This window comes from Streptomyces sp. NPDC037083, assembly GCF_055606485.1.
In genome coordinates, this window is sequence record NZ_JBVJSQ010000012.1 from 238725 (window position 1) to 251836 (window position 13112).

At 68.9% G+C, this 13112-nt stretch carries 14 protein-coding genes; 5 read left to right on the forward strand and 9 right to left on the reverse strand.

Translation table 11 applies throughout. The annotated features are described in order from the left end of the window. Positions 1–28 precede the first annotated feature (28 nt). From sigM to trxA, 4 genes are all read left to right on the forward strand, one after another. Positions 29–754 carry an RNA polymerase sigma factor SigM gene (gene sigM / locus ACZ7DE_RS29550; RefSeq protein WP_470766416.1) on the forward strand — a complete coding sequence of 242 codons (726 nt, stop codon included), beginning with the start codon at positions 29–31 and terminating at the stop codon, positions 752–754. Beyond that, positions 751–1698 (forward strand): anti-sigma factor, encoded by a 948-nt coding sequence (locus ACZ7DE_RS29555; RefSeq protein WP_470766418.1) that lies wholly within the window; start codon positions 751–753, stop codon positions 1696–1698. The genes sigM and ACZ7DE_RS29555 overlap by 4 nt, the downstream gene beginning before the upstream one ends. Before the next feature lie 177 nt (positions 1699–1875). Continuing rightward, entirely contained in the window at positions 1876–2844 is a 969-nt protein-coding gene (gene trxB, locus ACZ7DE_RS29560) for a thioredoxin-disulfide reductase (protein ID WP_470766420.1), read from the forward strand. Between the two features lie 45 nt (positions 2845–2889). Continuing rightward, positions 2890–3222, forward strand: coding sequence for a thioredoxin (gene trxA, locus ACZ7DE_RS29565; protein ID WP_109004575.1), 333 nt, complete (start codon positions 2890–2892; stop codon positions 3220–3222). Between the two features lie 112 nt (positions 3223–3334). Here the strand turns inward: trxA and ACZ7DE_RS29570 are convergent, their stop codons facing one another. The 9 genes from ACZ7DE_RS29570 to rpmH all read right to left on the reverse strand — a co-directional run bounded on the left by ACZ7DE_RS29570 (position 3335) and on the right by rpmH (position 10231). Beyond that, positions 3335–3952 carry a GNAT family N-acetyltransferase gene (locus tag ACZ7DE_RS29570; protein ID WP_470766423.1) on the reverse strand — a complete coding sequence of 206 codons (618 nt, stop codon included), beginning with the start codon at positions 3950–3952 and terminating at the stop codon, positions 3335–3337. Positions 3953–4277: 325 nt separating this feature from the next. Next, positions 4278–5378: a ParB/RepB/Spo0J family partition protein gene (locus ACZ7DE_RS29575; protein ID WP_470766425.1), complete on the reverse strand. Its 1101-nt coding sequence runs from the start codon at positions 5376–5378 to the stop codon at positions 4278–4280. Next, entirely contained in the window at positions 5375–6451 is a 1077-nt protein-coding gene (locus ACZ7DE_RS29580; RefSeq protein ID WP_470766569.1) for a ParA family protein, read from the reverse strand. The genes ACZ7DE_RS29575 and ACZ7DE_RS29580 overlap by 4 nt, the downstream gene beginning before the upstream one ends. 249 nt (positions 6452–6700) lie before the next feature. After that, a complete protein-coding gene (gene rsmG, locus ACZ7DE_RS29585) occupies positions 6701–7417 on the reverse strand; it encodes a 16S rRNA (guanine(527)-N(7))-methyltransferase RsmG (protein WP_470766427.1) in 717 nt (238 codons plus the stop codon). A 118-nt stretch (positions 7418–7535) separates the two neighbouring features. Then, entirely contained in the window at positions 7536–8048 is a 513-nt protein-coding gene (locus ACZ7DE_RS29590) for a Jag family protein (protein WP_470766429.1), read from the reverse strand. 15 nt (positions 8049–8063) lie between these two features. Next, positions 8064–9347, reverse strand: coding sequence for a membrane protein insertase YidC (gene yidC / locus ACZ7DE_RS29595; protein WP_470766431.1), 1284 nt, complete (start codon positions 9345–9347; stop codon positions 8064–8066). A gap of 3 nt (positions 9348–9350) precedes the next feature. Then, positions 9351–9704: a membrane protein insertion efficiency factor YidD gene (yidD, locus tag ACZ7DE_RS29600; RefSeq protein WP_470766433.1), complete on the reverse strand. Its 354-nt coding sequence runs from the start codon at positions 9702–9704 to the stop codon at positions 9351–9353. Further along, positions 9701–10072 (reverse strand): ribonuclease P protein component, encoded by a 372-nt coding sequence (rnpA, locus tag ACZ7DE_RS29605; RefSeq protein ID WP_078615780.1) that lies wholly within the window; start codon positions 10070–10072, stop codon positions 9701–9703. Before rnpA ends, yidD begins: the two co-directional genes overlap by 4 nt. A 21-nt stretch (positions 10073–10093) precedes the next feature. Beyond that, positions 10094–10231: a 50S ribosomal protein L34 gene (rpmH, locus tag ACZ7DE_RS29610; protein WP_005482975.1), complete on the reverse strand. Its 138-nt coding sequence runs from the start codon at positions 10229–10231 to the stop codon at positions 10094–10096. 376 nt (positions 10232–10607) lie between these two features. On the opposite strand from rpmH, the gene dnaA reads away from it, so the two are divergent. After that, on the forward strand, positions 10608–12584 hold the full coding sequence (gene dnaA, locus ACZ7DE_RS29615) for a chromosomal replication initiator protein DnaA (protein ID WP_470766436.1): 1977 nt from the start codon (positions 10608–10610) through the stop codon (positions 12582–12584). The last annotated feature ends 528 nt before the right edge of the window (positions 12585–13112 follow it).

Genomic DNA, 13112 nt, shown 5'->3' on the forward strand with positions numbered 1-13112 from the left:
CGTCTCACCGAAGGGGAGAGGGGGTCCGATGGCGGGAGGCGCCGCATATGACGGAGTGAGCGACCAGGAACTCCTCACTCGTCACGTCGAGGGCGACCCCGACGCCTTCGGTGAGCTCGTGCGGCGGCACCGCGACCGGCTCTGGGCGGTGGCCCTGCGGACCCTGGGAGACCGCGAGGAAGCCGCTGACGCCGTCCAGGACGCCTTGGTGTCCGCCTACCGGGCCGCGCACACCTTCCGCGGCCAGTCCGCCGTCACGACCTGGCTGCACCGCATCACGGTGAACGCCTGTCTGGACCGCGCCCGCAAGGCCGCTTCCCGCAAGACCTCACCGGTCGACGACACCGAACGACTGGAGCAGCTGCTCGACCCGCACGAGTCGGCCGCTGCCCCCGCGGAACGCAACGACCTGCACCGCCAGCTCCTCGAAGCGCTCGGCACGCTCCCGCCCGACCAGCGGGCCGCCCTGGTGCTCGTCGACATGCAGGGCTATCCGGTCGCCGAGGCCGCCCGTGTGCTCGACGTGCCGACCGGGACGGTGAAGAGCCGCTGTGCCCGGGGCAGAGCGCGACTCCTGCCCCTGCTCGCCCATCTGCGACCAGAACGCTCCGGCGACGGGAGAGAAAGCGGCACAGGACGGAACCGGGCGCAGGGGACATCCGTCCCACCGGCAGCGGAACCTCGCGACGAGGGGCCGGACAACGCTGGGACAGGCGACTCAGCTGCTGTGAAGGGCGGAGGTGGGCGAACGTGAAATCGACGACGCACACGACCGGACACCCGGACGTCACGGAGATCTCCGACCTCACCGAGGGCCTGCTCACACCCGACCGAAGCGCCGCTGTACGCCGGCATGTGGACGCCTGCGAACTCTGTGCCGACGTCCGGACGTCATTGGAGGAGATCCGCGGCCTCCTGGGCACCCTGCCGGGCCCGCCGCGTATGCCCGACGACGTCGCCCACCGCATCGACGCCGCGCTGGCGGCCGAGGCTCTGCTCGGCGCCACCGCCCAGGAGAGCGAGACCACCCCCGAGAGCGAGAGCGCCCCGGTGAGCGAGAGCGCCCGGGACACGGCTGCCGCGGTCCCCGGGGACGCCGACGACGACGCATCCCATGTTTCACGTGAAACAGCGGTAGCGGGGGACCGCCCCTCCGGGCACGCCCGCGCCACCACCGGCCCAGGACGCAAGGACCGCAGGGACCGCAAGCGTGGCGGCCGCCGCAAGACCGCCGTCCTCGGCGCGGTCCTCACCGCCGCCGCGGTGGGGCTCACCACCGTCCTGGTGTCGTCCCTGACGGGCGGCGGTGGCCCGGGCAGCTCGGCCCACCAGTCCGCAGCGCCGGACACCTTCTCCGCGAGCAAGCTGGAGACACAGGTCACCGATCTCCTGGCCAAGGCCGGCGGCTCCCGTGCCCCGTCGAGCATGGGCATCCAGGGAGAACCCGAGAGCCAGTCCCCCAAGATCCTGCGGCAGCCGACGGTGCCCCCCTGCGTGCAGCAGGGCATCGGGCGCCCCGACACGGTTCTCGCCGTCGAGGAAGGGACGTACCAGGGCACGGAGGCACTGCTCGTGGTGCTCCCCGACGCCTCGGACAGCACACGTGTCGACGCCTACATCGTGGACACGGCCTGTGTGGATCATCCGTCGTCCAGCCCGGCAAGGGTTCTGCTGACGACCTCCTACATGCGCCGCTGACGAGCCGACGCTTCGTCTCGCTCCTGCGCGGTACTCCCTTGGCATCCCGCACGACGTCCTCCCTCCGTGTGCCCGGACACACCGGGAATGCGCGCCCCTTAGGATCCGTTGGGTGGGGTGAGAGTCCAAGAAGCTCCCCCGGTCGACCGACGCAGTCCAGAGACGAGGAAACAAGCCGTGAGCGACGTCCGTAACGTGATCATCATCGGCTCCGGGCCCGCCGGCTACACCGCGGCCCTCTACACCGCGCGCGCGTCCCTGAAGCCGCTGGTGTTCGAAGGCGCCGTCACCGCGGGCGGCGCACTGATGAACACCACCGAGGTGGAGAACTTCCCGGGCTTCCAGGACGGCATCATGGGCCCCGAGCTCATGGACAACATGCGCTCCCAGGCCGAGCGCTTCGGTGCAGAGCTGATCCCCGACGACATCGTCTCCGTCGACCTCACCGGTGAGATCAAGACCGTCACGGACACCGCCGGCACGGTCCACCGCGCCAAGGCCGTCATCGTGACCACCGGCTCGCAGCACCGCAAGCTCGGCCTGCCGAACGAGGACGCCCTCTCCGGCCGCGGAGTCTCCTGGTGCGCCACCTGCGACGGCTTCTTCTTCAAGGACCAGGACATCGCCGTCATCGGCGGCGGCGACACCGCGATGGAAGAGGCCACCTTCCTCTCCCGCTTCGCCAAGTCCGTGACGATCGTCCACCGCCGGGACACCCTGCGCGCCTCCAAGGCGATGCAGGAGCGTGCGTTCGCCGACCCGAAGATCAAGTTCGTGTGGGACAGCGAGGTGGCCGAGATCCAGGGCGATCAGAAGCTCGCCGGGCTGAAGCTGCGCAACCTCAAGACCGGTGAGCTCTCGGACCTGCCGGTGACCGGTCTGTTCATCGCGATCGGCCACGACCCGCGCACCGAGCTCTTCAAGGGCCAGCTGGACCTCGACGAGGAGGGCTACCTGAAGGTCGCCGCGCCCTCCACGCGGACGAACCTGACCGGTGTCTTCGCCGCCGGAGACGTGGTGGACCACACCTACCGCCAGGCAATCACCGCGGCCGGCACCGGCTGCTCCTCCGCTCTCGACGCCGAGCGCTACCTCGCCGCCCTCGCGGACGAAGAGCAGGCCGAGCCCGAGAAGACCTCCGTCTGATCCCCTCCCCTCCCGCCCCACCGCACAAGAATTAAGGAGCCCCCTGTGGCCGGCACCCTGAAGAACGTGACCGACGCCGACTTCGAAGAGGTCGTCCTCAAGAGCGACAAGCCCGTACTGGTGGACTTCTGGGCCGAGTGGTGCGGCCCGTGCCGTCAGATCGCGCCCTCCCTGGAGGCCATCGCCGCCGAGCACGGCGAGAAGATCGAGATCGTCAAGCTCAACATCGACGAGAACCCGAACACGGCCGCGAAGTACGGCGTCATGTCGATCCCGACCCTGAACGTGTACCAGGGTGGCGAGGTCGCCAAGACCATCGTCGGTGCCAAGCCGAAGGCCGCCCTCGTCCGCGACCTGGAGACCTTCATCTCCGAGTGACGCACTGAGCCGTCGTGGCGACGGTTGACGTTTCACGTGAAACCGTGAGCATGAATGGGCCGGCCCCTTGGGAGCCGGCCCATTTCGCTGTATCGATGCCTGCCGAGGCCGCTTAGAGCGGGCGCAGCGCAGGCTCCTTGTGGACTGCTCCCAGCAACCGGTCGAGCGCCATCTCCACGTCTTCCTTCCAGGAGAGCGTGCTCCGCAGCTCCAGCCTCAGTCGAGGATGAGCGGGATGGGTACGGACGGTCTTGAAACCGACAGCCAGCAGATGATCGGCCGGAAGCAGACAGGCCGGTTCCTTCCAGCGGGCGTCACCGAACGCCTCGATGGCCTTGAAGCCCCTGCGCAGCAGATCCTTGGCGACCGTCTGGACCATCACGCGGCCCAGCCCCTGCCCCTGGTAGCCCGGCATGATGAACGCGGTCATCAGCTGCACGGCGTCCGGCGACACCGGGCTCGTGGGGAACGCCGTCGAGCGGGGGACATAGGCGGGAGGGGCGTAGAGCACGAAGCCCACGGGGATGTCGTCCACGTAGACGACCCGGCCGCAGGAGCCCCAGTCCAGCAGGACCGCGGAGATCCAGGACTCCTTTTCCAGCGCGGACGTTCCCGCCTTTATCGCGGCCTCACCGCTGACGGGGTCCAGTTCCCAGAAGACACACGAGCGACAGCGCTTGGGAAGGTCCTGAAGGTTGTCCAGCGTGAGCGGTACGAGCCGACGCCCCATGAAGGCTGTTCCTCGCTTCCTTCGCCCGCGGCCTCGCGAGCGGCCGTCAGAGCGTTCCGTTCCCTGAGCAGACTGCCGACGAACCCGCCGACCGCTCCCAGGCCCAGTCCGGCGCTCACCAGTCCGATCCGGCTCATCGTTCGCATGGCCCCCGCCTCCCGCTCCGAGGTACTGCCAGGTGGATGCGTCCAAGGCTTACTCGCATCGTATCCACGATGCGATCCCATCGATACCGCCCCAAGCAAAGAGCGAGCCGTGTCCGGTGTGTACCGGACACGGCTCGCTCAGTGCGTCTCTGACCGACACGCCCCTGGCCGATCGTGGCTCAGCCGTCCGATTCCTCGGAGGCGCCGTCCACGAGGCCCTTCTGCAGGACAGGGCCCTCGCCGGGAGCCAGGGTGCCGAGGATGCGCTCAAGGTCCTCCATCGAGGCGAACTCGACGGTGATCTTGCCCTTCTTCTGGCCGAGGTCGACCTTCACCCGCGTCTCGAAACGGTCCGAGAGCCGGGTCGCGAGGTCGGTCAGCGCCGGGGAAACCCGACCGCCGGCCCGGGGACCCTTGGCCCGCTGAGCCGTCTGCGGACGCGAGCCCATCAGGGTCACGATCTCCTCGACGGCCCGCACCGAGAGCCCCTCGGCCACAATGCGGTGGGCCAGACGATCCTGCTCCTCCGAGTCGTCGACGGAGAGCAGCGCACGCGCATGACCGGCCGAGAGCACTCCAGCCGCCACGCGGCGCTGAACCGCCGGCGAGAGCTTCAGCAGACGCAGGGTGTTGGAGACCTGGGGACGGGATCGGCCAATGCGGTCCGCCAACTGGTCGTGCGTGCAGTTGAAGTCCTTCAGCAACTGGTCGTAGGCGGCTGCCTCTTCCAGCGGGTTCAGCTGGGCCCGGTGAAGGTTCTCCAGGAGGGCGTCCAGAAGGAGCTTCTCGTCGTCCGTGGCCCGCACGATCGCCGGGATCGCCTCCAGGCCCGCCTCACGGCAGGCCCGCCAACGCCGCTCACCCATGATGAGTTCGTAGCGCGCGGTACCCATCTGACGGACAACGACCGGCTGGAGAAGACCGACCTCCTTGATGGAGGTGATCAGCTCGTGCAGTGCGTCCTCGTCGAAGACCTCACGCGGCTGGCGCGGGTTCGGCATGATGTGGTCGAGGGGAATCTCCGCGAAGTGAGCGCCGATGGGCGGCGCGGGCGTCTCCAGGACGCCACTCGTCGGCAGTTCCTCTGTTTCACGTGAAACAGGCGGCAGCGTGGCCACCTTCGCCGCGGCCACCCCTCGGTCCGTCGTCAGAACCGGGACGGCTGCGGGGGATGTGGATCCTCCGCCTCCCACCGCGGCCTGCGCCGGATTCTTCTCCGTCGGGGCAGCAGGGATCAGTGCGCCAAGACCACGGCCCAACCCCCTCCGTCGCTCACTCACTGGATCCCCTCCACCATGTTCGGATTGTTCTGGGCGCCGACGTGGGCGTGCGTCGCGTCATAGCTGACGCCGACCCCCTTCAGCGCAAGCTCTCGTGCGGCCTCAAGGTAGGAGAGAGCGCCACTCGATCCCGGATCATAGGTCAGCACCGTCTGCCCGTAGCTCGGCGCCTCGGAGATGCGGACCGAGCGGGGAATGCTCGTCCGCAGCACCTCCTCGCCGAAGTGGGTGCGCACCTCTTCCGCGACCTGCGACGCTAGCCGCGTCCGGCCGTCGTACATGGTGAGCAGGATGGTCGACACATGCAGGGTGGGGTTGAGGTGCCCCCGCACCAGGTCGACGTTGCGCAGCAGCTGCCCGAGCCCCTCCAGTGCGTAGTACTCGCACTGGATCGGGATGAGCACCTCCGCGCCGGCCACCAGCGCGTTGACCGTCAGCAGGCCGAGCGACGGCGGGCAGTCGATGAGGATGTAGTCCAGCGGCTGTTCGTATGCCTGGATCGCTCTTTGCAGGCGGCTCTCACGTGCCACCAGGGACACCAGCTCGATCTCCGCACCCGCGAGATCGATAGTGGCGGGGGCACAGAAGAGGCCCTCCACATCGGGAACGGGCTGAACGACCTCCGAGAGCGGACGGCTGTCGACCAGGACGTCGTAGATGGACGGAACCTCGGCGTGGTGGTCGATCCCCAGAGCAGTGGACGCGTTTCCCTGGGGGTCGAGGTCGACCACCAGGACACGGCCACCGTGCAGGGCCAGGGACGCGGCAAGGTTGACGGTCGTCGTCGTCTTGCCCACCCCGCCCTTCTGGTTGGCGACCACGATCACACGGGTCTGCTCAGGGCGTGGCAGACCCTCGCCGGCGCGGCCCAGAGCCTCTACCGCGAGTTGGGCAGCACGACCGATCGGAGTGTCGTCCATGGGGGGCGGTGTTTCACGTGAAACATCCTCCCCGAAGGACGACTCGGTACGGGGACCGGGGACCGGATCGGTCATCGGTCCCGCGATGTTGGCGTCGGACCGCAAGGATTCACTCTCCTCGACTTCAGGCTCGCAATGAACAGAGCCTCCCATGTCTTCGGGGTGGTGAACCAGTGAGGCCTGTTGTTCTGTGGAGAAATCCACCTCTGTGGACAACTCCCGTCCCTCATCGAGTGACCCGAGAGGCTTACGGTCGCGGGGTTCGGCAGCGGCGCGGCCGCGGCTGATGATGCCGTGGAGCAGGGAGCGACGTTTCACGTGAAACACGATGCACAGCGCTCGCGGCCGGATCCCCGCGACACTCCGTGTCGTCCAGGTTTGGCAGCTTGTGTGGAGTACGTCTCAGCGGCGTCGACGCGTTCGCCCGGTACGGGCCGCCTTGGCCCGCTTGGCCGCGAACCGCACACCGCCCGGGCTCTCGCCGACCTCCACCCGCACCACCGTGGACAGCGGATCGACGATGCCCTCCCCGACATGGAGGATCGAGGTACCCACGGCACCGAGCTTGCTCAGGGCCGTGGCCGCGCTCTTCAGTTCCTCCTCGGCGGTGTCGCCCTTGAGGGCGAGCATCTCGCCGTAAGGGCGCAGCAGCGGGATGCCCCACGCGGCCAGCCGGTCCAGGGGCGCCACGGCGCGGGCGGTCACGACGTGGACCGGTGGAATCTTGCCCATGACCTCCTCCGCACGACCGCGCGCGACGGTCACGTGGTCCAGGCCGAGGAGCTCGACGACCTCGGTGAGGAAGTTGGTGCGTCGCAGCAGCGGCTCCAGCAGGGTGATCTTCAGGTCCTCCCGCACGAGCGCGAGGGGAATGCCGGGCAGGCCGGCGCCCGAACCGACGTCGCACACGGTCACACCCTCGGGCACGACCTCGGAGAGCACCGCGCAGTTCAGGATGTGCCTCTCCCACAGGCGGGGCACCTCCCGTGGGCCGATGAGCCCACGCTGCACGCCTGCCTCGGCCAGGAGCTCGGCGTATCGGACCGCATCGCCGAAGCGATCACCGAACACCTCGCGTGCCACTTCGGGCGCGGGGGGGAGCTCCGCTGCCTCCGTCACGGGGACCGTCCTTCCGTACCGCATCAGCGCTTCGAGCGCCGACCACCAGAACTACCAGGCTGACAAAGACCGGCCCCGTCTGCGCAACAGACGGGGCCGGGGATGCGTAAGTACCGAATCAGTTGGGCAGCACGACGACGAAGCGCTGCGGCTCCTCGCCCTCGGACTCGCTGCGCAGACCGGCTGCCTTGACCGCGTCGTGGACGACCTTGCGCTCGAAGGGCGTCATCGGGTTGAGCCGCACCGGCTCGCCGCTGTTCTTCGCGTCGGCGGCGGCCTTGGCGCCCAGCTCGGAGAGCTCGGCGCGCTTCTTGGCACGGTAGCCCGCGATGTCCAGCATCAGTCGACTGCGGTCGCCGGTCTCCCGGTGCACGGCAAGGCGCGTGAGCTCCTGCAGCGCTTCCAGCACCTCGCCGTCCCGGCCGACCAGCTTCTGCAGGTCACGGGTGCCCGCGTCGCTGATGATCGACACGGCGGCGCGGTCGGCTTCGACGTCCATGTCGATGTCGCCGTCGAGGTCAGCGATGTCCAGCAGACCCTCGAGGTAGTCCGCCGCGATCTCGCCCTCCTGCTCCAGGCGGGTCAGGGTGTCTACACCCTCGGCGGCGGCGGAGGTGGTGCCTTCCGTCACGGGATGGGCTCCTTCTTACTTCTTGGACGGGGACTTGGGGCGCTGCGGGCCGCCCTTGCGCTGCCCGGACTGGGCCTTGCTGCGGCCTCCGGAGCCGGGCTTGGGTGCGGCCTGCTTCTTGGCGGCGCCGGCGGCTCCGGAGGGCTGGGCGTCCTCCGGCTCGTCGGACTTGATCAGCGAGGTGGTCTCGCCGGCCGCCTTCGGGGCCGCGGACTGGCGCTGCGACTTCGACTGCCGCTTGGGCTGCTGGCGCTTGGCGGCGGCCGCGCTCGTCGGCGTGCCGTCCTCGGCCTGCACGGCGGCCTGGGCCTCGCTCCTGATCACGGTGCCGTCGGCCTGGGCCGCGAAGCCCACCTTGGACAGAGCGTTGATGAACTTGCGCTCGGCCTCGTTGCGGTCACGGCCCTTGGCCACGATGGCCTTGACGATGGCCTTCTCGCTGCGACGACGCGTCTTGCCGTGGTGCGTGACGTGCTTGTACAGGCGCTCCAGGTAGGCGGCCTGGGCCTTCGAACCCGGGGTCGGGTTGTTGCGGATCACGTACATCTGCTGGCCCATGGTCCACACGTTGGTGGTCAGCCAGTAGACGAGGACACCCACGGGGAAGTTGATGCCGAAGACGGCGAACATGACGGGGAAGACGTACATCAGCATCTTCTGCTGCTGCATGAACGGCGTCTTGACCGAGGTGTCGACGTTCTTCGTCATCAGCTGGCGCTGGGTGAAGAACTGCGAGGCCGACATCAGCACGATCATGATGGCGGTGACCACGCGGACGTCCGTCAGCGAGGCGCCGAGCGCCTCCACCTTCGCGGCGCCGTCGGTGAACTTAGCGGCCAGCGGGGCGCCGAAGATGTGCGCCTTACGCGCGCTCTCGAGCAGCTGCTCGTCGATGACACCGATCTTGTCGCCCGACGCGATGCCGTTGAGCACGTGGTACAGGGCGAAGAAGAACGGGGACTGCGCCAGGATCGGAAGGCACGAGGAGAGCGGGTTGGTACCCGTCTCCTTGTACAGCTTCATCATCTCTTCGGACTGGCGCTGCTTGTCGTTCTTGTAGCGCTCCTGGATCTTCTTCATCTCGGGCTGCAGCGTCTGCATGGCCCGCGTCGCCTTGATCTGCTTCACGAAGAGCGGGATCAGGCAGATTCGAATCAGAATCACCAGGGACACGATGGACAGGCCCCAGGCCCACCCGGAGTCGTCGCCGAAGAGGGCGCCGTACACCGTGTGGAACTGGACGATGACCCAGGAGACAGGTGTCGTGATGAAGCTGAAGAGGCTGGCAATCGTGTCCACTAATCATGCTCCTTGGGCATGGGACGGTGTCTCTGCGGCCGGGCTCGAAGGGAGGTTCTCTTCGGTGGCCGTTTCGGCGGCGGAGGTCCCGCCCTTGCGTGCACGCCAGGCGTCACGCAGCATTTCGTGCCACCGCGGTCGCTTGCGCGGCGGGACATGGTCCACGCCCCCGAGCGACCACGGATTGCACCGCAGGATGCGCCAGGCGGTGAGTGCCGTTCCCTTGATCGCGCCGTGCCGGTCGATGGCCGTGTAGCCGTAGTGGGAGCACGACGGGTAGTACTTGCACACCGGCCCGAGCAGCGGACTGATCGTCCACTGGTAGAGCTTGATGAGAGCCAGCAGCGGGTACTTCATCGCGCGCCCCCTCCCAGTAGCCGTTGAAGGGCGGCATCCAGGTCTTGGGCCAGCTGTGCGTGGTCGGCGTCGCCCGCCCCGGGCAGCGCCCGTACGACTACCAGGCTACCGGGGGGAAACAGGGTGACTCGATCGCGCATCAGGTGACGCAGCCTGCGCTTCACCTTGTTGCGCACCACCGCGCCGCCCACAGCCTTGCTGACGACGAAACCCGCACGCGTCGGGGGAGCGCTCTCCCCAGGCGCATGCGGGTCCGTGGCACCACTTCGAAGATGCACGACGAGCGTCGGGCGTCCAGCCCGGCGACCTCGTCGCACCGCGGTCGCGAAGTCCTCGCGCCGCCTCAGCCGATGCTCGGTAGGCAGCACGACGTCATGACCTGATCAGAATCAGGCGGACAGGCTCGCGCGACCCTTGCTGCGGCGGTTCGCGAGAATCGCGCGGCCGGCGCGGGTGCGCATCCGCAGGCGGAAGCCGTGGGTCTTCGCGCGACGACGGTTGTTCGGCTGGAAGGTGCGCTTGCTCACTCGGGGGCTCCAGAAATCAATCGGTGGTGGCGGGGTGCCGTCCTGGCTGTCACCGTGCGCCCACGAGTAGCTCGCGGATAACGCCCGAGTGCACCGCTTCCCGATCACCTGAAGCGATCTGTGCCCATCGGAGGCAGGCGGCAGCAGCCATCGACAACTCGACCTGGTTACGGTACGCGCGGCTACGCCATCCGGTCAAACCGGCGGTCACTGGGAGACACTATCCACAGGCTGGGGACAACAACTTGAACCGTACCCGCCGCCCTGACTACCGTGGCTGAACTCCGATTCGTTCCTTTGTCCCTGCCCCCGCCCGATATGAATCCCGACCGTCCCACAACCACACGTTCGTGGGACCCACGAGAGAGCGTGCCCTGTGGCTGACGTGCCTGCCGATCTTGCCGCAGTGTGGCCACGAGTACTGGAGCAGCTCCTCGGTGAGGGGCGTGGCCAGGGCGTCGAGGTGAAGGACGAGCACTGGATCCGGCGCTGCCAGCCCCTCGCGCTGGTCGCCGACACCGCCCTGCTCGCCGTCCCGAACGAATTCGCGAAGGGCGTCCTCGAGGGCCGCCTCGCCCCGATCGTCAGCGAGACGCTGAGCCGCGAGTGCGGACGTCCGATCCGCATCGCGATCACCGTCGACGACTCCGCCGGCGAGCCCGCGGCCCCACCGGCACCCCCAGTCCAGCAGCAGCCCCGCTACGAGGAGCCCGAACTCCCCGCCGGCCAGTACGACGGGCAGGACGGCCGGTACGACGCCGGATACGACGCCCCGTACGAGGGCCAGCGCCAGGGCTACGGCCGTCACCGTGCCGACCAGCTGCCCCCGACGCCCGGCGACCAGCTGCCCGGCTCGCGCTCGGACCAGCTGCCCACCGCGCGTCCCGCCTACCCGTCGGAGTACCAGCGCCCGGAGCCCGGCGCCTGGCCGCGGCCCCAGCAGGACGAGTACAGCTGGCAGCAGCAGCGGCTCGGTTTCCCGGAGCGCGACCCCTACGCGTCGCCTTCGTCGCAGGACTCCTACGGCGGGCCCGCCGGCCAGGACCCGTACGGCTCTCCGTCGCAGGACTACCGGCCCCAGTCGATGGAGCGGCCGCCCTACGAGTCCTCGCCGTACGAGCAGAAGCGCCCGGAGTACGACAAGCCGCGGTCCGACTACGACCAGCGCGAGTCCGGTCGGCGTGAGCTGCCCGAGCCGCCCTCGGGTCCCGGCGGTCATCCGCACCGCGGCGGTCCGGGCGGTCCGGGCCAGTCCGGCGCGGGCGCGCCCGGGCCGTCGTCCTCCCCGTCCTCGTCGCCGACGGCCGGCCCCGGTGAGCCGACCGCGCGCCTGAACCCGAAGTACCTGTTCGACACCTTCGTCATCGGCGCCTCCAACCGGTTCGCGCACGCGGCCGCCGTCGCCGTCGCCGAAGCCCCCGCGAAGGCCTACAACCCGCTCTTCATCTACGGGGAGTCGGGCCTCGGCAAGACGCACCTGCTGCACGCCATCGGGCACTACGCGCGAAGCCTCTACCCGGGGACCCGGGTGCGGTACGTGAGCTCCGAGGAGTTCACCAACGAGTTCATCAACTCGATCCGCGACGGCAAGGGCGACAGCTTCCGCAAGCGGTACCGCGAGATGGACATCCTGCTCGTCGACGACATCCAGTTCCTCGCGGACAAGGAGTCGACGCAGGAGGAGTTCTTCCACACCTTCAACACGCTCCACAACGCCAACAAGCAGATCGTGCTGTCCAGCGACCGGCCGCCCAAGCAGCTGGTCACGCTGGAGGACCGGCTGCGGAACCGTTTCGAGTGGGGCCTGATCACCGACGTCCAGCCGCCCGAGCTGGAGACGCGGATCGCGATCCTGCGCAAGAAGGCGGTGCAGGAGCAGCTCAACGCCCCGCCGGAGGTACTGGAGTTCATCGCCTCGCGGATCTCGCGCAACATCCGCGAGCTGGAGGGCGCGCTCATCCGGGTGACGGCGTTCGCGTCGCTCAACCGGCAGCCCGTGGACCTGGGGCTGACGGAGATCGTCCTGAAGGACCTGATCCCCGGCGGCGACGACTCCACCCCGGAGATCACCTCGACGGCCATCATGAGCGCGACCGCCGACTACTTCGGTCTCACGATCGAGGACCTGTGCGGCAGCTCGCGCGGCCGCCAGCTCGTGACGGCCCGGCAGATCGCCATGTACCTGTGCCGTGAGCTGACGGACCTGTCGCTGCCGAAGATCGGCGCCCTGTTCGGCGGCCGCGACCACACGACGGTCATGCACGCGGACCGCAAGATCCGCAACCTGATGGCCGAGCGGCGCTCCATCTACAACCAGGTGACCGAGCTGACCAACCGCATCAAGAACGGCTGACGGCGCGAAGAGCGCGGAAGGGCGCGTCGGAAGGCGATCCGGACGTCCCTGAGGGCGTCCCCGGAAGGATCCGGGGACGCCCTTCGCCGTTTCCGCGGGCCGCGGACGCGCCGGCACACGCCGGATGCAGCGACCGGCCGAAGCGCCCGGACGAAGCGCACGCACGAAGCGCCCGGACGAGGCCGCGGCGGGCCCGCACGAGGGTCGGCGGAGCCACCCGCGGCCACAAAGGGGCCCGGCGGGGTGCACCACGAGGGCCGCACAGGGGGCAAGGCAGGGGTGCCTCACAGGCCCGGCGAGGTGCCGGACGGAGGGGCGCGCGAGTGCCGGAGGGCGCCTGCGCGAGGCCCGGAGGGCGCCTGCGCGAGGGCCGGTGAGGTCTCGTGGAGCCCTGTGGGGGCCGATCGGAGCCGGGGCCGGGGTCGCGCAGCGGTCGTACGCCGGTCGTTCACCGCTCACCCGGTGTTCGATTACGGACCGGGGTTACGGCCACCCTCCACAGATTCGGTGACTTTTTCCCGTCCACAC

Coding starts and splice junctions, on each gene's coding strand:
- sigM (WP_470766416.1), top strand. CDS start 29: ATGGCGGGAGGCGCCGCATATGACGGAGTGAGCGACCAGGAACTCCTC.
- ACZ7DE_RS29570 (WP_470766423.1), bottom strand. CDS start 3,952: ATGGGGCGTCGGCTCGTACCGCTCACGCTGGACAACCTTCAGGACCTT.
- ACZ7DE_RS29580 (WP_470766569.1), bottom strand. CDS start 6,451: ATGGGAGGCTCTGTTCATTGCGAGCCTGAAGTCGAGGAGAGTGAATCC.
- yidD (WP_470766433.1), bottom strand. CDS start 9,704: ATGAAGTACCCGCTGCTGGCTCTCATCAAGCTCTACCAGTGGACGATC.